Source organism: Micromonospora arida (assembly GCF_003857035.1).
Taxonomy (GTDB): domain Bacteria; phylum Actinomycetota; class Actinomycetes; order Mycobacteriales; family Micromonosporaceae; genus Micromonospora; species Micromonospora arida.
Window position 1 is genome coordinate 1 of the sequence record NZ_QGSY01000236.1, and the last position, 21,121, is coordinate 21,121.

General features: G+C 70.7%; 16 protein-coding genes and 1 pseudogene. 7 read left to right on the forward strand and 10 right to left on the reverse strand.

Features of this window, described 5'->3' with window-relative positions; all coding sequences use genetic code 11:
• Positions 1-14 precede the first annotated feature (14 nt).
• A pseudogene (locus DLJ58_RS24000) lies at positions 15-2,747 on the forward strand (DUF3427 domain-containing protein); the annotation flags it as partial.
• 60 nt (positions 2,748-2,807) lie between these two features.
• Here the strand turns inward: DLJ58_RS24000 and DLJ58_RS24005 are convergent.
• Positions 2,808-3,572, reverse strand: coding sequence for an alpha/beta fold hydrolase (locus DLJ58_RS24005; protein ID WP_124859516.1), 765 nt, complete (start codon positions 3,570-3,572; stop codon positions 2,808-2,810).
• An 82-nt stretch (positions 3,573-3,654) separates the two neighbouring features.
• A complete protein-coding gene (locus DLJ58_RS24010) occupies positions 3,655-3,954 on the reverse strand; it encodes a helix-turn-helix domain-containing protein (RefSeq protein ID WP_091393770.1) in 300 nt (99 codons plus the stop codon).
• A 77-nt stretch (positions 3,955-4,031) separates the two neighbouring features.
• On the opposite strand from DLJ58_RS24010, the gene DLJ58_RS24015 reads away from it, so the two are divergent.
• Entirely contained in the window at positions 4,032-4,469 is a 438-nt protein-coding gene (locus tag DLJ58_RS24015) for a VOC family protein (RefSeq protein WP_124859518.1), read from the forward strand.
• 39 nt (positions 4,470-4,508) lie between these two features.
• Here the strand turns inward: DLJ58_RS24015 and DLJ58_RS24020 are convergent, their stop codons facing one another.
• Complete coding sequence (locus DLJ58_RS24020) at positions 4,509-5,729, reverse strand: hypothetical protein (protein ID WP_124859520.1); 1,221 nt, start codon at positions 5,727-5,729, stop codon at positions 4,509-4,511.
• A gap of 213 nt (positions 5,730-5,942) precedes the next feature.
• Here DLJ58_RS24020 and DLJ58_RS24025 point away from each other — a divergent pair, with 213 nt between their 5' ends.
• Positions 5,943-8,306: a fibronectin type III domain-containing protein gene (locus tag DLJ58_RS24025; protein ID WP_124859522.1), complete on the forward strand. Its 2,364-nt coding sequence runs from the start codon at positions 5,943-5,945 to the stop codon at positions 8,304-8,306.
• Between the two features lie 15 nt (positions 8,307-8,321).
• The gene (locus tag DLJ58_RS24030; RefSeq protein ID WP_124859524.1) at positions 8,322-9,014 is read left to right on the forward strand and encodes a hypothetical protein; all 693 of its coding nucleotides are present in this window, start codon (positions 8,322-8,324) and stop codon (positions 9,012-9,014) included.
• Between the two features lie 81 nt (positions 9,015-9,095).
• On the opposite strand, the gene DLJ58_RS24035 is transcribed toward DLJ58_RS24030, so the two are convergent.
• The 3 genes from DLJ58_RS24035 to DLJ58_RS24045 form a co-directional block, all read right to left on the reverse strand.
• Positions 9,096-10,232 (reverse strand): epoxide hydrolase family protein, encoded by a 1,137-nt coding sequence (locus DLJ58_RS24035; RefSeq protein ID WP_124859526.1) that lies wholly within the window; start codon positions 10,230-10,232, stop codon positions 9,096-9,098.
• 144 nt (positions 10,233-10,376) lie between these two features.
• Positions 10,377-10,910, reverse strand: a complete 534-nt coding sequence (locus DLJ58_RS24040; RefSeq protein WP_124859528.1) for a WapI family immunity protein — start codon at positions 10,908-10,910, stop codon at positions 10,377-10,379.
• A 45-nt stretch (positions 10,911-10,955) separates the two neighbouring features.
• Complete coding sequence (locus DLJ58_RS24045) at positions 10,956-12,107, reverse strand: hypothetical protein (protein ID WP_124859530.1); 1,152 nt, start codon at positions 12,105-12,107, stop codon at positions 10,956-10,958.
• A gap of 134 nt (positions 12,108-12,241) precedes the next feature.
• Between DLJ58_RS24045 and DLJ58_RS24050 the strand changes: the two genes are divergently transcribed.
• Positions 12,242-13,819: a gluconokinase gene (locus tag DLJ58_RS24050; RefSeq protein ID WP_244219104.1), complete on the forward strand. Its 1,578-nt coding sequence runs from the start codon at positions 12,242-12,244 to the stop codon at positions 13,817-13,819.
• A gap of 14 nt (positions 13,820-13,833) precedes the next feature.
• On the opposite strand, the gene DLJ58_RS24055 is transcribed toward DLJ58_RS24050, so the two are convergent.
• The gene (locus DLJ58_RS24055) at positions 13,834-14,118 is read right to left on the reverse strand and encodes a putative quinol monooxygenase (RefSeq protein ID WP_124859532.1); all 285 of its coding nucleotides are present in this window, start codon (positions 14,116-14,118) and stop codon (positions 13,834-13,836) included.
• A 218-nt stretch (positions 14,119-14,336) separates the two neighbouring features.
• Here DLJ58_RS24055 and DLJ58_RS24060 point away from each other — a divergent pair, with 218 nt between their 5' ends.
• The gene (locus tag DLJ58_RS24060; RefSeq protein ID WP_124859534.1) at positions 14,337-15,638 is read left to right on the forward strand and encodes a serine hydrolase; all 1,302 of its coding nucleotides are present in this window, start codon (positions 14,337-14,339) and stop codon (positions 15,636-15,638) included.
• A 7-nt stretch (positions 15,639-15,645) separates the two neighbouring features.
• On the opposite strand, the gene DLJ58_RS24065 is transcribed toward DLJ58_RS24060, so the two are convergent.
• Genes DLJ58_RS24065 through DLJ58_RS24075 form a run of 3 tightly spaced genes read right to left on the reverse strand, consistent with a single transcriptional unit; the run spans position 15,646 to position 19,561 of the window.
• Positions 15,646-16,419 carry a hypothetical protein gene (locus DLJ58_RS24065; RefSeq protein WP_124859536.1) on the reverse strand — a complete coding sequence of 258 codons (774 nt, stop codon included), beginning with the start codon at positions 16,417-16,419 and terminating at the stop codon, positions 15,646-15,648.
• 53 nt (positions 16,420-16,472) lie between these two features.
• Positions 16,473-17,231, reverse strand: coding sequence for a MerR family transcriptional regulator (locus DLJ58_RS24070; RefSeq protein WP_124859538.1), 759 nt, complete (start codon positions 17,229-17,231; stop codon positions 16,473-16,475).
• A 50-nt stretch (positions 17,232-17,281) separates the two neighbouring features.
• Positions 17,282-19,561, reverse strand: coding sequence for a putative bifunctional diguanylate cyclase/phosphodiesterase (locus DLJ58_RS24075; RefSeq protein ID WP_208741301.1), 2,280 nt, complete (start codon positions 19,559-19,561; stop codon positions 17,282-17,284).
• Positions 19,562-19,784: 223 nt separating this feature from the next.
• Here DLJ58_RS24075 and DLJ58_RS24080 point away from each other — a divergent pair, with 223 nt between their 5' ends.
• Complete coding sequence (locus DLJ58_RS24080) at positions 19,785-20,966, forward strand: zinc metalloprotease (RefSeq protein WP_244219105.1); 1,182 nt, start codon at positions 19,785-19,787, stop codon at positions 20,964-20,966.
• Positions 20,967-21,121: the final 155 nt, after the last annotated feature.

The following is a 21,121-nucleotide window of genomic DNA, read 5'->3' on the forward strand; positions in this document are numbered from 1 at the left end:
CCGTTGACGAGTAGCGCCCCACGACCCCCCTCTCCACCGGCGCGCTACTCGTCAACGGCCGCCACCAGCCCCGTATCGGCCACGAGGTCAACCACGAGATGGCCTCCGCCGAGAGCGTCGACCTGCTCTGCGCGTTCATCAAGTGGTACGGACTGCGCATCGTCGAGCCAGCCCTCCGCGAGCTGATTGCCCGAGGCGGCAAGGTCCGCGTCATCACCACGACCTATCTCGGTGCAACCGACCAACGGGCGCTAGACCGGCTCGCTGAGCTGGGGGCCGAGGTCAAGGTGTCGTACGAGACGCGGACCACCCGCCTGCACGCCAAGGCGTGGCTGTTCCGCCGCACCAACGGCACCACCACCGCGTACGTCGGCTCGTCGAACCTGTCGAAGACCGCGCTGGTGGACGGCGTCGAGTGGAACGTACGCATCTCGAACATCGAGCAGCCGCACGTTATCGACACGTTCACGGCGACGTTCGAGGACTACTGGAACGATCCGGCTTTCGAGGCGTACGACGCGGCCAGGGACGCCGAACGCCTGCGGCAGGCACTCACCGGAGAACGCCGCGACGAAGCACCGACAGCGATCTCGAACCTGGACGTACGTCCGTACCCGTACCAGGCGGAGATCCTTGCCGACCTGGACGCCGAGCGGCTGGTGCACGGGCGCTGGCGCAACCTGGTGGTGATGGCGACCGGTACCGGCAAGACGGTGGTGGCCGCCCTCGACTACCGCCGGCTACACAAGGCGGGCCGGGCAGACTCGCTGCTCTTCGTCGCTCATCAGGAGCAGATCCTGCGGCAGAGCCTGTCGACGTTCCGGCAGGTCATGGGAGATGGCAGCTTCGGCGAGACGCTGGTCGCGGGCGAGAAGCCCAACGGTTGGAAGCACGTCTTCGCCTCCATCCAGTCGCTACACCGCCGCGAGGTCGACCCCGAGGCGTACGACATGGTGATCGTCGACGAGTTCCACCACGCGGAAGCGCCGACGTACACGCGGCTGTTGGAGCGACTGCGTCCCCGCGTACTCCTGGGCCTCACGGCGACCCCCGACCGGACCGACGGCGGCGACGTGCGCCGGTGGTTCGACGGGCGCGCGGCCGTTGAGCTGCACCTGTGGGACGCGTTGGAGCGGCAGTTGTTGGCGCCGTTCCAGTATTTCGGGCTGCACGACGACGTTGACCTGTCGCACGTCACCTGGAAGCGCGGCCAGGGCTACGACCCGTCGCAGCTAAGCACCATCTATACCGGCAACGATGCGCGGGCGCGGACAGTGCTGCGGGCGGTCCGCGAGAAGGTGGACGTCGGGCGGATGCGCGCGCTCGGGTTCTGCGTGAGCATCGGGCACGCCGAGTTCATGGCCGCCTGGTTCAGAAAGCACGGTGTCGAGGCGGCGGCGGTGACCTCGAAGGCCGGCACCGATCGCGCAGGGCTGTTGCGGGACTTCAAGGCCGGCAAGCTGCGGGTGCTCTTCACTGTGGACCTGTTCAACGAGGGCGTCGACCTGCCGATGGTCGACACGATCCTGATGCTGCGGCCCACCGAGAGCGCCACGATCTTCCTGCAACAACTCGGCCGTGGCCTGCGCCTCGACGACGACAAGCCCTGCCTCACGGTGCTCGACTTCATCGGCGGGCAGAACGCCAACTTCCGCTTCGACCTGCGGTGGCGGGCCCTGACCGGGGTGAGCCGACGGGCGATTACCGAGGCCGTGCGCGATGACTTCCCGAGCCTGCCCAGCGGCTGCCACATCGAGCTGGACCGGGTGGCGAAGGAGCTCGTCCTCGCCAACTTGAAGAGCGCCCTGCCGACCTCGAAGGCCGGCCTCGTTTCTGAGCTGCGGCAACTCGGCGACGTCACCCTGGCGACGTTCCTGCGCGAGACCGACCTGGAGATCGAGGACGTGTACCGGTCGGCCAGCATCGGCGGCTGGACCGGACTGCGCCGGCTCGCCGGCATCGAGACGTCCACACCCGGCCCCGACGACCGCGAGCTGGGCCGGGCCATCGGTCGCATGCTGCACACCGACGACATCGACCGGCTAGAGCTGCTCGCGAGGGTCGCGGCCGGACCGCCCGCGCCAGGCCAGCAGGTGTACGCGGGCAGCAGCCGCCTGCTCGACATGCTGCACTTCAGCCTCTGGGGGCCGAGCGCACCCCTCGCCACGCGCGACGAACGGCTGGCACGACTGTGGAGGGAACCAGCCCGCTGTGCCGAGTTGCGGCAGGTCGCCGAGGTGTTAAGGGACCGCATCCACCGGGTCACGCCGACCGCCGCGCCCGGTGCAGTGCCGCTGCGGGTGCACGCCCGCTACAGCCGCAACGAGGCCTGCGCCGCCTTCGGGATGACCAACCCTGGGTCACTGCGTGAGGGGGTGAAGTGGCTGCCCGACTCCCAGGCCGACCTGTTCTTCGTCACCCTGGTCAAGTCAGAAGCCCACTACTCCCCCACCACCATGTACGCCGACCGGGCCATCACCGACACCCTGTTCCAGTGGGAGTCGCAGAGCACCACCTCGGCGGCGTCGTCGACCGGGCAGCGCTACACGTCGGGCGGCTCGACCGTGCACCTCTTCGTTCGGGAAACCCGCATCGCCGACCGCGACCTGGGCGCGCCGCCGTACCTCTACGCCGGCACCATGACGTACAACTCGCACACTGGCGACCGGCCCATGCGCGTCCTGTGGCAGCTCCACCACGCCCTACCCGCCGACGTGTACGCCACCGCCCGAACGATCGCCGCTTAATGCTCCTCGAAGGCCTCGACCGTCTCGCAGCTCACGAGGCAGGGCTGAGACTTCCCTGACTCAATCGAGCTTGGACAGGAAGGTACTGACCGTCGCGGCGAACTGCGCTTGAGCATCATGATGCACGACGTGACCTGCTGGCAGCTCGACGAGCCGAGCCTGGCCGGGGCGACGGGCGATCATCTCGCGAGCGTGATCGGCGGCCAGCTCGTCACTGCGTGTTCCGCGGATCAGAAGGGTGGGGCAGGTCACCGCTACCCAATCCGTCCAGTGGTCACCGTTGAGCGCTTTCTGGGACGCCACCGTGTCATCAATCTCGAACGAGAAGCCCCAGCCGTCCTTCGACTGACGGAAGGAGCACTCCAGATAGGGAGCCGCCCCGCCCAGGGCCGAGGCCAACGCATCGCGGGATGGCGCACGGCGAGGGAGGCTGGTGGTGAAGGACCAGTCGCAGTCCACGACCGCGCCGATGTCCTCGACGATCAGCGCGGTGACCCGATCGGCGTGCCGACTGGCGTACTGATAGGCGTTCACCCCGCCGAGTGAGTGACCCAGCACCACGGCGGGGCCGACCTTCAGATGCTGGTGGAGCGCGGCGACGTCGGCAACGTACCCGTCTCGTTCGTAGCATTCGGCACGGTCGGACTCTCCATGCCCACGCTGGTCGAGCGCGATCACCCGCCATTGCGGCGCCAACGCCTCAGCCAGCGGCGCGAAAGCCGACGCTTCGTTGTAGTGCCCGTGCAGAGCCAGGAGCGGGTTACCCGGACCGCCAAAGTCCAGATACGAGAGCCTCCGACCGCCAACCGTGAAGGACTCCCGCATGACCTGAAATCCTAGATCAACGACCGCCGGCTGCCGTTACGTGAAGACGTCTGCCGCTGATCGCGATGGGCGTCGGAGGCAGTCAGGCTGCGTCCGCGTTCGGCGTGAACCTGACGTCCAGTCGCCTGTCCAAGGCCCGGGCTAGGCGTTCCAGGACCGGCAGAGTCGGCACTGTTCCGCCTGCTTCGAAGCGAGCCACCGCGGACTGAGTCATGCCGGCGGCCCGGGCCAACTGGCTCTGACTCCAACCGTGCCCTTCGCGCAGGTGGCGCACCTCCTGCCCAAGCTCGAAGGCGATCCGAGTGGCTTCGTAGGTCTCGGCCGCCCCCGGCTCCGTCATCCGGCGCTCACGCAGGTCATTCCAGTCCAGGCGATCACTCATCGTTCATCCTTTACTGCCATAGCATCGATGCTATGCGGTCGAGCTGCGGGCGAGGTCAGACACGTTAGGTTGAACGCATGGAGCAGCGGATCAGCCTGATCACCCTCGGCGTCAACGACGTAGCCCGCGCGAAGGCCTTCTACGAGCAGCTCGGCTGGCAGGGTCAGGAGGTCGAGGAGACGGTCTTCATCCAGGCCGGCGGCTTGGCCCTCGTCCTCTGGGGCCGCGACAAGCTCGCCGCCGACGCCGGCATCGACGATGCGGGAAGCGCCGGCTTCGGTGGGATGACCCTCGCCCAGAACGTCCGCTCCCGCGCCGAGGTCGACGAGGTGGTCGCCGCGGCGACCAAGGCCGGCGCGACAGTGACCAAGCCGGCCGAGGAGACCTTCTACGGCGGCTACGCCGGCTACTTCGCCGACCCGGACGGTCACCTCTGGGAGATCGCCTGGAACCCGGGCTTCACCCTCGCGGAGGACGGCACCCTCACTGTCCCCGACTTCAGCGCCATGAACTGAGGCGCAACAAACTGAGCCGCGCAGGAGATAAGACCCTGATCAGGGCGTCGGCGACGGGCAGAGCGGCGGGTCCAGCAGCGGCAGTTGAAGAGGGTCCAGGCAGACCGCCAGCAGCTCGGGACCCGGCGAAGGCGTCGCTGTAACAGCCGGGGTCGGCGTCGGCGTCGGCGAGGCCGACGCGACGGGCGGCGTCGGCAGGGCCGACGCGGGCGGGTCCGTGGTGGGGACCGGACCAGGCTTCGGCACCGAACTGGCGGACGGTGCGGGAGGGGCGGGCGGCGAAGCAGCCGGCGGCAAGGCCACCACGACAGCAGGTTCCGCCGCCGTAGAGACAGCCGACGGCCGGACGGTCGGGACATTCGGCGGGCTCCACACGGCACCGTCGGCCGATCCGATCCGCGACCTGGGTGCCGCTGGCCCGACGGGACCGATCGGAACGAGGACCACCCCGGCCCGAGAGGCGTCCAGGGCGACGATCTCCGCCGAGGGCACCGGCCCCCGAGGACCCCACGCGCCGGGACCCAGAGCGCCCGGGCCGAGCGTCACGAACACCACGGCCGCGACGGCGGCAGCGCCGAGCGCCCGCCGGTCGGGGCGTACCGCCGTCAGCGGTGCGTCGTCGGGGTCCACCAATGAAGGGGGCGCAGTCGGGGCGGCCCGGTGCGCGGTCAGCAGAGCGTCGACCTGCGCGATGACGGCGCGGCGATCGTCGGCAGCCGCGAGGGTGAGATAGAAGCGGAAGTTCACCACGGCGTTGGCCGGAACCAGCAGCCCTTGCAGTCGACCGCGGTCGGGCAGCAGGGTGACCGGTACGTCGGGGTGGTGGGCGAGGCCGACCAGGTCCGCGTACCGCCACTCGCGGCGGTGCTCACGGCCGCCGAAGACAACCCGTCGGCTGGTCACCACGGCCATGCCGGAGTCGACGACACGCAGGCCCGCCGGCACGGCGTCGGAAGAAGCCTCGGCGAAGGAACAGAAGCCGTCCGGCCTGGGCAGGCCGGGGATGTGTCGTGCCTCCGCCTCGACCAGCTCGGCGACGGGGAGGACGCGGAAGACGAGTTCGTCGCCGTCGAGCTCCACCGGTAGGCCGGCCCGGGGCTGCGTACACCCGAGGAAGCTGGCGGCTTCGATGCGGAGCCTGGCCAGGTGGTCGTCGCGGTGCTGCCAGGCGTCGCTGGCGTCGCGGTACGCGCGCTGCCGCCGCTCGTTCTCGCGCTCGGCCCAGGCGATCCGCCAAGGGGAAGATGCCAGTGAAGTCACGGTCACACGCGGTACAACCGCTCACGTACGTGACAGGCAACGCGGGCGAGATCGATGCATCCCGTTGCGCCCGAAAGGAGAGTATTGACGAACGCCCAGGCCGTGGCCGCGCTGCGGGCATGCCCACCGGACAACGAATATTGGCTCGACTAAATATAGACCCGCGTGGAAGGCTGTGCTCCGTCGTTGATCAACTACGGGGAGCGGAGCCGCATGGCCGACCACCGACGTACTCGATATTTCAGCAAATCACTCCGCGCGACGGCACTCGCCGTCGCGCTCGTCCTGCCAGTCACCCTGATCAGCGTGCCGCCAGCCCAGGCGGCGGCGGTCACCCAGGCGGTGCCCGAGGAGCAGCTTCCGGCCTGCGCCGACCCGTCCGTACCGGAGGACGTCAACCACGCCTCCATCCGGCTCGAAGGACCGACTGCCGGGTCGGAGGTCGCGGTCGACGCGAACGGCAAGATCGCCATCAACGGCTACCTGCACAAGCAGGCCACGATGGTGGACGTCTCGATCGAGAAGACGACCTCGTCGAGCTTCACCTTCGGGCCGCCGCCGCCCGGCGTCACGAACTGGTCCGCCTCCTGGACCACCAGCATGCGCCCGCCGCACCTGGGCCCGGTCCAGGTCTGCTCCCGCGCCGAGCGTGAGCCCGGCCGGTACGCGAAGATTCTGCGCGGCATCACCGTGAAGGACCTGATCCCGCCGAGCAACGTCCCCAACCTGGCGGTCGGCACGATCACGGCGACCAGCGCCAGGGTGAGCTGGGGCGCGGCGACCGACAACTACGGCCTGGCCGGATACGAGGTCAAGGTCGACGGCGGCGCGGCGCAACGGACCACTGTCGGCACCCGCTCGTACTCGATCACGGGCCTGGCGCCGTCCAGCAACCACACCGTCTCCGTGGTCGCCATCGACCTGGCCGGCAACCGGTCGGCTGCGCCCGCCACGACGTCCTTCACGACGGACGCGTTGCCGCCGCCGCCGGACGTCGACGCCGGTCTGACCCTGGATCCGGATGAGGGGGGCGCCACGGCCAGCTGGCACCCCGAGCCCGCCAACGAGGCGAGCTACCGCGTCTACCTGGACGGCCAGATCTACGACCAGTTCACGCTGGCGCAGCTCTGCGTGGACGGCAACGGCAACGCGGCCAACCCGTGCACGGCGGACAGCGTCATCACGTTCCCCATCGAACCGCTTGAGGAGTACACCCCGTACGAGTTCCGGGTCGAGGCGCTGCGCGCCGACGGCACGGTGGCGCGGGAGCTCTCCGGTGACTTCACCACGATGGTCCACGTGGATGAGGTGTCGCCGGCGACCACGCAGACGACCGCCAGTGAGACGTCACAGTGCGCCGGCGCCGGTGGCGACTTCTACATCGCGGCCAGCTCACGCTCCACGGTGCCGGTGCCCGCCGGCAGCACGGAGGTCTTCCTCGGCTGCTACCGGGCGGCGAACAGCAGCTGCCTCGACGCCTTCCTGCCGCCGTCGGGCGAGAAACTGCTCGACTGCGCGGACAACATCACCGACATGCTCTTCGCGGTGGCCCCGTCCGGCCGCGGCCCGGTGATCTCCTCGGTGGACGTCACGCAGGCCCGCCTGCTGGTGCCGGGCCCGGTGGCGCCGATTGCCTGGTGTGCGAGCGGAGCCTGCGCGACGCTGCTGGCTCCCATCGCGGAGACGGTCGAGGTCGTCGCGGCCGCCCAGGTCGCCGCCGCCGGCACCTCGTGGATCGTCGTCGGTGCCGCCGGCATCGGCATCGGTGTCGTGCTGGGCGTCCTGCTCGCCATCCTGTTCCCCGGCACGATCGGTGTGAACGGCATCATCGAGTACCCGATCGAGCACGACGTCGACTTCGACACGTTCGACAACTGGGGCCTGGATGAGGGCGAGTGGTACAACAGCCTCAAGGTCTACGCCGAGGTCATCAAGACCACGAAGTTGGTGGCCGGTCAGCGCAATCTCCCCTTCGCGTGGGACTCCACGGAGGATTCGCGTCTCAAGCGGATCATCGACGCGGCGTGCACGGCCCAGCGCGGCACCCAGGGTAAGGCCGGGTGTGACGACAACGTCATCGTCTACGTCCCCGGCGCCAAGAACTACCGGGGCGACGACATGACCCAGACCGGCAAGCACATCGTGGCCGCGATGGGTGACGGCGGGTTCCCACAGCCGCCGACCCGGGCGGTGTGGTTCTACCCGGCGCGCAGCGTGAACGGCCAGGCCGCGACGTCCAGGGGCTATTCGCGCGGTTGGTTCAACACCGCGCAGTTCAAACCGAACGCATGCGACGTGCGGGTGCCCGGGCAGACCTGCGACGAATTCCCGTTCTGGTCGACGGACCAGGCGGTCGACCTGACCGGCCAGGTCGCCGACCTCAAGCTGGTGCCGACGACGGAGTCGCTGCCACAGGCCAGAGACATCAACTCGTTCTACGGCAAGTGCAAGGTGACCAACGAAACCAGGTTCGTCGTGTTGCCGGTGAAGCCGTGGGTCGAGGCCGGCGGCCCGAGCTTCGCCTTCAAGGTCAGCGGCGGCGGGGCTAGCCTCTGCATGACCCCCAAGGCCCCGTAGCCGAGGAGCTTCCTGATGCTCGATGACATGCGCGTGCTACGCGACGCGGTGCGGGAGTACCGCGTCGCGGCGACGGCTGCCGGCCTCGACTGGCCCGACCAGGGCGAGTCGCCGGCCGGGCAGCCGCCGGACGTGGTCCACCGGATCTTCGGGGTGGATCACGTCGCGGAGCAGCTGACCTGGTTGCAGTCGCAGCGCTGGCCCGACCGGCAACTGCTGCCCAACGTCGGATGGCGGATGCCATGGCCGGAGGGCAGGGACGCGCTGGACTATCTGGGGTTGTCGATCGGCACGCCGTTCCCGTGGCGGCAGCAAATGCCCCTGTTCCACTTCGATGCCGTCCTCTACACGTTCGTCCTCGCGGGCGAGCACGAGGGTGAGATCTGGCGCTACCCGGTCTCAGAAGACTCCTGGGAGTCGGTCCGTGCCGCCACCAGCCTGGCCACGCTGTTCGGCCAGTGGACCAGGGGAATCGCCGAGGGTGTGGTCGTCTACGACGAGCAGAGCAAGTGGCTCCTGGTTGACGACCTGGCCAGGGCTCCCGGGCTCGACCCGCTGGCCTTCCCGGTGAGTCCGGTCCAGGAGACGCTGCTGCGGGCGCGGCAGCGCGAGTGCGGGGTCGACATGGCTGCCGTCGAGGACGGCTTCGAACACTCCGAGGAGTTGTCCGACGCCATCGACGCCGCCAAGGCGTCGCTCGGCGCGTAGCCCGGGTGCCGGCGGCTGCTGCGGTGACAACCGCGACAGCCGCCGGCCACTCCGGGTGGTGTTCAGCGAGCAGGGCCCCGACTACGGGCGCAGCGAGGTGAAGAACTCCCTCAGCTCACCGGCGAGCAGATCTGGCTCCTCCAACGGCATGAAGTGCCCGCCCCGGCCCGGCTCACTCCAGTGCCGAATGTCGGTGCAGGCCCGCTCCGCGATCGAGCGGGGGAAGTTTGCCTGCGAGGGTTCGGTGCTCACCGTGAACGCGGCGGGCACGGTGATGTCGGGTCGTGGTGTGTTGTGGTCGAAGTCGGCGTACTGCCGGAACGACGAGCCGATGGTGCCCGACACCCAGTACAGCGTGATGATGGTGAGCAGGGTGTCCCGGTCGATGCTGTTCGCCAGGTCGCCGTGGTTGTCGCTCCAGTCGCGGTACTTGTCGACGAGCCAGGCGGCCAACCCGGCGGGTGAGTCGGCCAGCGCCGCCGCCAGGGTGTCCGGGCGGGTGCCCATGATGGCGCTGTAGCCGCCGTCGGTCTCGTCGTACGCGGCGTCGGCGTCCAGGAACGCCTGCTCGGCCGGCGACAACGGACGGGCGTCGAAGCTGGCCGGGAACGGTGGATGGATCATGTGGATGCCGGCCACCTGCTCCGGGTACAGGGCACCGAGCCAGCCGGTGACCACTCCACCGACGTCGCCGCCGAAGGCACCGTAGCGCTGGTAACCGAGCACGTCGGTCATCAGCTCGTGCAGGGTCCGAGCCAGCAGCGCCCGGGTCACCGGCTCGTTCGGCGCCTCCGAGAAGCCGAAGCCGGGCAGTGAGGGCACCACCACGTCGAACGCGCCGCCGGGCCGGTCGGGGTCGGTCAGTCGGTCGACCAGCGGCAGCATCTCGACGAAGCTGCTGGGCCAGCCGTGGCTGAGGATCAACGGCAACGGCGCGGGCTCGCCGGCCGGGCGCGCGGCCCGGACGTGCAGGAAGTGCAGCTTCCGGCCGCCGACGAGGGCCAGGTGCTGGGGGTACGCGTTGAGCCCGGCTTCACGAGCCCGCCAGTCGAAGCCGTCGTGCCAGTAGGACACCAGGTCCCGCAGGTAGTCGGGATCGACGCCGCCCTGCCACGGTTGGGTGCCGCTGCGGTCGGTGAAGCGGGTACGGGCCAGTCGAGCCCGTAGGTCGTCAAGAACCGCATCGGAGACGTCGATGCGGAACGCAGAGACAGACATTGGTCCTCCGGAAAAGGAGGGCGCTCCCCGACGCGAGAGGTCAGCTGAGGGGGACGGCGGAGAGGAGCGCCCAGGAATGACGGTGGATGGTCACCGGGCTCACCTCCTCTCGTGGCTGACGACGATCACCGTACCGGATGGCGGTCAGCCGGCTCGCCGCCGGTACGGCTGCGGGCCGTGGGTCGGGAACCGCGACTGGGTACGCGGCGGGTACGCCTCGCAGTGCTCGGCCCAGTGCTCGGCGGCGGTGGCCAGGGCGTCCGCGGAGACGGTGAGGATCAGCGGGTAGATCGTGCTGGACGGGCGGCGCATCCACGGTGGCAGTGACTCCGCGGAGAACTCCACGATCAGCTCCAGCCGGCGGCGGCGAAGCACCCGGCTGCGCAGGGCCAGGTTGGGTTCGGTGAACCGCACCGTCGCCGGTGGTGCGCTCAGCCCGAGGGCGGCGGTGGCCTGCCCGTGCAGCCAGCCGCCGAGCGCGCGGGCCTCCTCCACCATGAGGCTCGGGTAGTGGTGCGACCAGGTCTGACCGTCGGCGGTGCGGGCGTCCACCTCGATGAGCAGCCAGTCGTGCCAGCCGGGCGTGGCCCCGTCGAGGTCGTCGGGCGGGTCGATGCCGGGCTGGTAGCCGACGGGGCGGACCCGCACCCGAGCGCCATCGTCAGACCGGATCTCCACTCGATCATTCTGGCCGAGCGAAGCGGACTTAAGGCCCCGAATCGGTCACTTCGTGATGGTTCGTCGCACGCCCCGGTGCTCCGCGCAGGCCTTGGACCGGCCGCCGGCCAGGCTGACCGAACCGTCGCGGCACTGCACGAGGTAACCGCGTCCGGCCCAGAACTGCGGTACGCAGTCGAACCAGTCGCACACCTCGACGGCCGGCTTGCGGATCCGCGTACCGCCACAGAAGCCGTACCCCAGCGGGTTCTCCGGTGCCCCGCAGCGCGGGCCCTGCGTCGCGCTGGGTGAGGGGCGTGGTGACTTTGTCGGCTTCGGCGGCGGGTTCTTCAGCGCGAGCGCCGGGCCGGCCGGGCGGACCAGCGCCGGTGCCACGCTGGTGGTGGGCGCCGGGGTGGCTGCGGCGGCGACCTCCGCGCCACCGGTCGGGTCGGACGGGTCCGACTCCATCAGCGCCGCCGGCACCAGCAGCGCGATGGCCGCCGCCACCGCGATGGTCCTGCGGCCACCGGGCACGAACGACGACAGTCGGGCCTGCCCGGGGGTGGCCGCGGCCGGCCGGAACGGCTTGAGCTGGGCGTGCTCGGCGATCAGCTCGTCTAGTTGGGCGATCACCGCGGCGCGCTGTTCGATCGCGTCGGCGAAGGCCAGCGTGAGCTTGAACCGGAAGTCCGGCGCGGCGTCGTTGGGCAGCAACAACCCGGAGGTACGCCGCCGGTCCAGCACCTGGATCAGGGTTACCGGCGCCGCCGGGTCGTGGGCCAGGCCGGTTATCCGGCCGTACGCCCAGTCGCGCCGCCCCCGACCGCCGAGCAGCACGAGTCGACGACTGGTGATCACGGCCATGCCGGCGTCGGTGACTCGTACGCCGTCCGGGCGGCGCGGGCGCAGTGGCCCGGTTCCCGGGGCGACAGTGAGGTCCGGCGCGGGTAGCACTGTGGTGTGCCGCACCTCGACCAGTTGCGCGGCGGGTAGTGCCCAGAGCACCACCTCGTCGGCGGCCAGTTCCAACGCCAGTCCAGCGCCGGCCGCCGCCGAGCCTTGGAAGTCGGTGGCCAGGGCGCGCAGCCGCCGTAACTCGTCGTCGCGTCGCCGCCACGCCGCCTCAGCGCCGCGGTACGTGCTGACCCGCCGCACGTTCTGCCGGTGCGCCCACCGGTACCGCCATGTGGAACCCGTCGAATCAGTCTTTGCCACGCCGACTCCTTCGCCGCGCTGGCCACCAATCTGGGGGTGTCACGGGGTTTAACAGGTCCGGCGCGGCGCCCGGACACGCCGAAACGGGCGAACTAACCGATCGGCGGAGCAACCAGCACGATAGGGGGATACTGGTGCCGACGTTCATGTTCTCCGAGGGGGTGGCGGTCGTGCCGGCAGTCACGCTGCGCGGGGTCGTGATCGGTGTCGACATCGGCACCACCAGCACCAAGGCCGTCGCGTACGACACCGACGGGCGGCAGCTCGGCAGCCACCTGGTCGGCTACCCGCTGGACAACCCGCAACCCGGCTACGCCGAGCAGGACCCGCAACTCATCCTCGAAGCAGTGCTCAAGTCGATCAGCATCGTCGTGGCCGAGTTGGTCCAACCGGTGGCCGGGCTGTCGTTCGGCTCCGCCATGCACAGCCTGATCGGGTTGGACCGGGACGGCAATCCGCTCACCCCGTCGGTGACCTGGGCCGACTCGCGGTCCACCCGGCAGGCCGAGCGGTTGCGGGCGGTGCCGTCGGGGCTGGCCCTGCACCGGCGCACCGGCACGCCGATGCACCCGATGTCGCCGCTGCCCAAGTTGCTCTGGTTCGCCGAGCAGGAGCCAAAACTCTTCGAGCGGGTGGCGCACTGGGTGGGCGTCAAGGACTGGGTGTTGCTGCGGCTCTGCGGCACGCTGGTCACCGACCACTCGATCGCCTCGGCCACCGGCCTGCTCGACATCCACGAGTTGGAGTGGGACCGCGAGGCGCTGACCATCGCCGGCATCACCCCGGAGCAGCTCCCGCAGCTCGTCGCCACCACCGCCGTGCTGCCCAACCTCACCCCGCAGGCCGCCGCTGAGACCGGCCTGCCGGAGCGCACCCCGGTGGTGGTCGGCGCGGGCGACGGACCGCTGGCGAACCTGGGCCTGGGCGCTGTGCACCCCGGCATGGTGGCCTGCTCGATCGGCACCAGCGGCGCGATGCGGGTGATGGTCGAGCGGCCCGGCGTGGACCCGCTCGGCGGGGTGTTCTGCTACGCGCTGACCGAGCACCGCTGGGCGGTCGGTGGCGCGATCAACAACGGCGGCATCGTGCTCAAGTGGGCCGGCGCGGCGCTCGCCCCGGACCTGGGCGAGCACTCCGAGGAGGACCTGGTCGCCCTGGCGGCCCGCGCGCCGGTCGGTTCGGGCGGGCTCATCATGCTGCCGTACCTGCACAGCGAACGGGCACCACACTGGAGCGCCCTGCCGCGTGGCGCGTACGTGGGGTTGACCCACGCACACCGCCGCGAGCATCTGGTGCGGGCCGCGTTGGAGGGCGTCTGCCAACAGCTCGCGCTGGTGCTCAGCTCGGTGCGCGCGGCGGGCAACGAGGTGCGGGAGGTCCGGGCCGGTGGCGGCTTCGCCCGCAGCGGCCTGTGGCGGCAGATGCTGGCCGATGCCCTCGGTCTGCCGGTGAGCTTCCCGGCCGCGCACGAGGGGTCCAGCTTCGGGGCGGCGTTGCTCGGCATGGAGGCGCTCGGGCTGATCCCCAGCATCGACGTCGCCGCCGACCTGGTGCGCATCGAGGAGACGGTCCGCCCGGACCCTGCCGCCGCCGCCACCTACGCGGCGCTGCTGCCGCTCTTCGCCGAGCTGTACGAGGCCCTCACGCCCACCTTCGCCTCGATCCGTCGGATGGCACCCGGCCTGCCCACCGGCCCCGAACCACCGGCGTGACCTGATCGCCGGGGTCAGGGCGCTTCGACGCCGGCGATCAGGTAGCGCTGCACGTCAGCGTCGAGAATCGCCACTTCCTGCGCGTCGTCCGGCCCGGAGCCACGGAACGCGGCCAACTGCTCCGGCGACTCCCAGCGTTCGTAGACGTGGATCCGGCCGGGCTCCAGCGGGTCGGCCGCCAGCAGGAAGTCGAGGCAGCCGGCAGTGGCGCGCGCCCGCGCGATGACCTGTTCGCAGTCGGCCAGGTAGGCCTCGCGGCTGGCCGGTTCGACCTGCAGACTGCCGGCGATGATCAGCAAAAGGTCCTCCGGGGTGTGTGGCTGAGAAGCGTGATGCCTGTGGGTCATATTTATACCTGTGGGTCATGACGCTCGCCGGGACATAGCCGCCCGGACGGGTGACGCCGGTCCCGTCGGTCTCACCAGCCCCCGGCGCTTCATATCGTGCAAACGTGAGAAAAAGCGACAAGAGGCGCTCATCTTCCCTGCTGGGGGACTCTGCCCGCGTACCCCTGAAAGTGCTGACGACGGCGGTCGCGCTCGCGGTGCTCGCGACGACCGGGCCGGCCACCGCGGACGGCCCGGGCCGCGCGCCCGTCGCGGACCCGGCGCAGACGACCGAGCCGGGGTACGGGGTCGAGCCCGGCGACGGTCAGAGCCACGAGCCCGGGGTGGACCCGACGCCGGAGCGCCCGCCGACCAGCGAGGTGTCCTGGCTGTCGGTTCCCGGCGGGGTGTTCGCGGTGGACTCGCTCGGGCACACCGTGCGCTACCGCGCCTGCGACGGCGACACCGGTCGGGTCGCCGACCCGACCATGCGGGTCGCCGCCGGGGTGGCCAGCGGCGCGGTCGTCGTCGGAGGCACCGCCTACCGCTACCGGGTGCCGCTGGTCGGGCGCAGCGAGGGCACGCTGGAGGTGATCCAACGGCACCGCCCGCCGACGACGCTGACCGGCGTGGTGGTCACCAGCCCGCAGCCGCCCACCGACCCGGCCGCCGGGGCCCGGCTGTTCCCGCTCAGCGGGCAGCTCGCCCGGGTGGTCGCCGACGCGAGCCTCAACCCGGCCGGGGTCACCGTCCGCGACCTGTCCGGCCGCTACGGCGACCAGCAGATCGCCGTCAACGGATCGTTGCGCCCCAAGGCGGCCAGCGTCATCAAGCTGTGGATCCTCGTCGAGCTGCTGCGCCGGGTCGACTGTGGACAGGTCTTCCTCGACGACGGGGTGCTGGTCACCCCGGAGGACGTGGTCGGCGGCACCGGCCAACTGCAGTTCGAGACGTTCCCGCAGGTGGTCACACTGCACCGGCTCGCCCAGTACCTGATCAAGTACAGCGACAACGTGGCCGCGAACGTGCTGATCACCTACCTGGGTGGGTTCGCCCCGGTCAACGCGCTGATCGACTCGATGAACCAGCGGTCCACCATCCTGGCCCGCCGGATGCTCGACAGCGCGGCGGCGCAACGCGGCGAGGAGAACTACACCAGCCCGGACGACGTGGTGTCACTGCTCGGCGCGGTCTGGGACGGCGAGATCCTCACCCCCGCCTCCCGCGACCTGATGATCGGGTTCATGCGGGAGCAGACCCTGAACACGAAGATCCCGGCGGCGTTGCCACCCGGCGTGCCGGTGGCCCACAAGACCGGGGACCTGCCGGACGCCTCACACGACGTCGGCTACTACCTGATCCCCGGCACCGAGACCGCCGTCGCGTTCCTCACCGCCGGACCCATGGCCACCGGCGACGAGACGGTCCGGCGGATGGCCCGCACCGTCTACGACTTCCTGGTCCCCCCGGTCGAGGGAGCGGTCGAGGAGTGAGCCGACGTCAGGCGCCGGGGATGTTCGCCGGCGGGTCCTCGCCCACCAGGTCGGCCGCCGGCGGGTCCGCCGACACCGGCAGCCCGAAATCCGAGTACGTCAGGTCGAGCTGGGCGACCTCCGACTGCTCGCTGGCCAACTCGATGCGGTAGCGGACCAGCCGACCCTGCTCGTCCACGGCCGCGGTGAACGGCACCGCCCCGGCCCGGTCGCCGAGCACGCCGCCGACTCCCTCGCCCAGCACCGCGCTGCTCTGGCGCAGGTCCAGCGTGCCCGCGTACTCCCGGGTGGCGGTCTCCCGGACGGCGGTCGCCGTGCTGAGCGTGTCGGCCAGCTTGGTGTTGTCCAGGCCCTGCTTCGCGGGGGGTGAACCCGGAGCGCCGACATGCCACCAGGTCTTGCCGTCCCAGACCGGGACGCGCCGATCCGGGGCGCTGACCCGCACGTAGACGTCCGGCCCGGTGGTGAGCCGTTCGATCTTCACCTCGCCGGTGGGCACCTTCAGGGAGGTGGTTTCCAGACCACGCTTCGCCTTCGGGTCCCAGAGCACCACCGTGCCGTCCCCGCCCGTCGTCCCGCCGCTGCTCAACGTCAATTTGTAGGTCTGCTGGTCGACCTTCCCGGCGGCGGCCTTGAGCACACCGACCCCGTCGGTCGGGCCCGCCGACGCCGCCGGGCGACCCGCGTCCGGTTCGTCCCCGGTGGCCACAAGTGCCCACGCCCCGGCACCGACCGCCACCACGAGCACGGCGACAGCGGCGATCAGCTTCGGTTTCTGCACTGTCATCTCCCCGGGGCGGTGCGGTCCGGCCAGACTAGCCGGACCGCACCTCGTCACGCCCGGCTGATCGCGTTGGCGTGGATCGCCTCGTGCAGATAGGCGGCCAGCCCCGCGGCGATGTTCTCGTAGTACGCGGTGAACCGCTCGTCGGCCAGGTACATGTCGGCCAACCCGGTCTGCATCTCGTACGAGCACTCGTAGAACCAGCGGCTGATGAGCTGCCGGTGCTCCTCGGCCAGGTCCATCACCTCCGGACTGTCCGCCGGCGCGCCCGAGGCCATCAGCGCGACGATCCGCCGACCCCAGTCCTCGTTCTCCGCCTTGATCCGCAGCCAGTCGTCCTTGCCGTAGCGGGAGGCCCGGCGGTTCGACTCCCGGTACGCGTCGGTGTCACCCCAGCGCCGCTCCGCCTCGGCCTCGTGCTGCTCCGGGTCGACGTCGCCGAAGACCTCGAACCGCTCCTCCGGCGTGAGTTGGATGTTCATCTTGCTCGCCTCCATCGCGAACTCGATCGCCGTGACCATCTCCTGCAACCGCTTGAGCCGTACCGTCAGCAGTTCGTGCTGCCGGCGCAGGTGCGCGGCCGGATCGGCCGCCGGGTCGTCGATGATCGCGGTGATCTCCTCAAGCGGGAAACCAAGCTCCCGGTAGTACAGGACGAGCTGCAGCCGTTGCAGGTCCGCGTCGTCGTAGCGGCGGTAACCGGCCGAGGTGCGCCCGCTGGGCGAGAGCAACCCGATCTCGTCGTAGTGGTGCAGCGTCCGCACCGTCACGCCGGCCACCTTCGCCACCTGACCCACCGTGTACGCCATGGTCCCCCTCCCTTCCGGGAACCAGGCTCCTGCCTGCCGTTACGTGAGAGTCAACTCCGATTCTGGCCCACCATCGCGGGGGCGTCCGGCCGCCCGTACAGATAGCCCTGGCCGCGTGGGCAACCGATCGCGGTGACCGCCTCGTGCTGACGCTCGGTCTCCACCCCCTCGGCGACCACCGCCAGGTCGAACGCGCCGGCCAGGCGGGTGACCATCTCCACCGTGGCGTACGCCCGGTCGTCGGTGCCCAGCCGGGCCACGAACGACCTGTCGATCTTCAGCTCGGTGGCCGGGATGCGGTGCAGGTAGCTCAGCGACGAGTAGCCGGTGCCGAAGTCGTCGATGGCGATCCGGATACCCAACTCCCGGAGTTGGTGCAGCCGCTCCAACACCGCTTCGGTGCCCTCGATCAGCGCCGACTCGGTCAACTCCAGGGTCAACGCCCGTGGTGCCAGCCCGACGGCGCTGGTCGCCGCGGTGACCGTGGCGATCAGGTCCGGCCGACGCAGGTGCGCGGCGGCGATATTCACCGCGACGGTCGCCTCCGGTACCCGGCCCCGCCAGGTCGCGGCTGCCCGGCACGCCTCGTGGATCACCCACCGGTCGATCGGCAGGATCAGCCCGGTCTCCTCGGCCAGCGGCAGGAACTTCGCCGGTGGCAACATCCCCAGCCGGGGGTGCCGCCAGCGCACCAACGCCTCGGCGCTGCGCACCGCGCCGGTGGTCAGGTCGACGATGGGTTGGAACTCCAGGTGCAGCTGGTCCTCGTCGACCGCCCGCCGCAGGTCGGCGATCAACTCGGCGCGGGAGACGGCCGACTCGCGCAACGCCGCCGTGCACGTGCGGTACGCGGACTTCCCGGCCGCCTTGGCCGCGTACATGGCGATGTCGGCGTCGCGCAGCAGGTCGGTGTGGGAGGCGTGCTGCGGGCCGTACTCGGCGATACCGATGCTCGCCGACGGGTGCACCCCGACGTCCTCCTCGTCGTCGGAGGGCCGCAGCGCGTCCAGCAGCCGCTCGGCGAGCCGTTCGGGTGACACCGGCCGGTCGCCGTCGACCAGCACGGCGAACTCGTCACCGCCGAGCCGGGCGATGGTGCCGTCGCCGTTCACGGCAGTGTGCATCCGGGCCGCGAGCCCGGTCAGCAGGGTGTCACCGGTGGCGTGCCCGAACCGGTCGTTGACCTGCTTGAACCCGTCCAGGTCGAGCAGCAGCACGGCCACCGGCCGCCCGTCGCGCAGGGCCAGGCGCAGCCGCCGGTTGAACAACAGCCGGTTGGGCAGCCCGGTGAGCTGGTCGCCGTACGCGAGCAGGCGCAGCCGGGCCACCAGCCGAAGGTTCTCGTTGGCGGCCAGCCCCTGCCGAAGGGCGAGGGCGGCCAGCAGCACCATCATGGTCACGAACACCAGCAGCGGGGTCTGCCCGGTGGGCCGACGGGCCAGCACCACCGCGATGATCGCCCCACCCACCGGCAGGTACGGCAGCGCCACCCGCCACCAGGGCGGCAGCGGCGACTCGGCCGTGTCGTCGGTGCCGTCGCAGTCCGGAGGCGGCGGGTTCCGGGTGGCCAGGCCGATCAGCAGGTAGCTCAACGGCCAGCACAGGTCGATCGGGTGACCGGCGGTGTAGTCGGCGCGGACGACCAGCGACACGTAGACGACGTCGGCGACGACCCGCAGGGTGAGGCTCGCCGCCAGGACGGTCATCGGCCGCCACATCGGCCGGGCCGGCCCGGAGACCGCGACCAGGATGGTGAGCTGCATCAGGTCGAACATCGGGAAGAGCAGCCCCAGCGTGCGCGCCGGGTCGGCCAGCTCGGCGGCGGCGATCCCACGGAAGACCAGCACCCAACCGATCGGCACCAGGGCCAGGGCGACGATCACCCCGTCCAGCAACGTACGGGCCCGCCCGACCGCGGTCCTCGGTGCGGACGGCGAGCTGAGCAGCGCGGCAGTGCCGGTGAGGATGCCGGCGGTGAAGACCACCCCGACCACCGGCGTGTGCGGCAGGTCGCCGCCGACGAGCCGCTGCACCGTCCAGATCGCCCGGCCGATGGCGGCGAGCCCCATGGTGAGGGCGAGCAGCGTCCAGAACCGGCGCAGCGGCACCGGATGCCGGCGGGCCACCCCGATGCACGCGAGCGTCGCCCAGCCGGCCACCAGCATCCCACCGAGGTCACTGACCAGCGCGGCACCGGGCAGCGCGGCGACCAGCCAGCACGCCTCCAGGAGAACCACCGAGCCCGCGGCGACCAGCCCGGCGCGGCTCAGCCGGGCCGGCGCGACGCCAGTGGGCGCCGCCGCAGACTGCTTCACGTCCTGTCGCGACACGGTCGCTCCGGCTCTTCGTCGTACGTGCACCCTCGGCGGACCTGTCCACGGCAAACCCCGAAAGCCTAGCCAGCGCCCCGGGTGCCCGCCAAGGTCCGGACGGCCGCGGGTCGACCCGGTTCGGCCACGTAGGACGGCCGGTCCGGGACGGACCACCTCCGGGCACGGGCTCGGTGATCGTACGTACCCACACCGTCACCTGTTCGGCCGTACCATCTCCCCGGTGACCTCTACCCGCCGGCGGCAGGTGGCCGCGTTCATCCTCCTGTTGGTGGAAGCGGCGCTGTTCGCACTCCTCGTCACCGAGTCCCTGGCGGGTGCCATCGTCGCCGCGGCCATCACCTGCCTGTCGTTCTGGGCGCACCTCGTCCTGCACGAGTGCGGGCACTTCGTCGCGGCGAAGCTGCTGCGCCTGGAGGTGGTCGCCGTCCATATCGCGCCGTTCAACGGGTGGCGCAACCACGTGTCGGTCCGGCCTGCGCCGTCGTCGGCTGCGTTGCCGCTGCGGATGGTGCTGTTCTACCTCAGTGGCCCAGTGGTCAACCTGTGCACCGCGACGGCGCTGGTTGCCGCGACGGCGTTGACGAGCACACCGTTTACACGCTTCGCGCTGTTCAGCGCAGCATTTCTTGCGGCGCTTCTCGGCCTGGTCAACCTCGTTCCCTCACCCCACAGCGACGGCCGCAACCTGCTCACCTGGCTCTCGGCACCGACCGCCACCAGCGCGGCGCTGCGGGCGGCCTACTACGAGGAGGAGATAGACCGGACGCTGCGGACGATCAGCCATGGGGAGGCGGACGACGGCCGCCTCGGAGATCCGGTTCGCGACGGTAACGACACGCGGCTCGCGCTCGCCGCCTTTCAACGCCGCTGGAGCACGGGACAAGCGCGGTCGGCGACGGACTTCGTCGCCGACGCCGAGCGACTCGCGGCGCTGGCTCACGCCGACAGCACCGACCCCGTGACGGCCGCCGCGATCGGGCAGGCGCTCAGCGTCCAGTTCGGGTTGCGGTACCTGTACGCCGCGGTGGTGACCAGATCGCCTGTCCAACACCGAGAGGCGGTGGAGATCTGGGAACTGGCACAGCTCGGCTCTCAGGTGCGACCACACGAGTTGGCCGCCCGTGTCGCGATGAGCCTGGCGTACCTGCTCAACCAGCGGCCGGAGCAGGCGCGAGCGCTGCTTCTCGACGTTCGGGCCGGTGTCGACCCGCCGGATCTGTGCAGTGTCGCGTTTCTCCTGCGGGCCATCGCCGAGTGCCACCTCGGCAACCACGCCGAGGCGGACACCCACATCAGGGCTGCCGGCGGCGGCTACCCGCAACTGACACAGGTCGTTGCCACGATCCAGGCGGCCGATCCGGTGCTGCCGTTGTCCGCCCCGGCACCGATGGCGGGCATCTGACCGGTGTGCCGCCAGTCCCAGGTACGGGCGGTGGGGTCAGTGTGCGACCAGTGTTTCAGCGGCCGGCGGAGCGGTTCCACGGAGAGCGGGGCAGGGCGGTGCCGGCCACTGGGCGGCGTGCGCGGCGGCGTCTACGCCGGCCGGGGGTGCAGGGC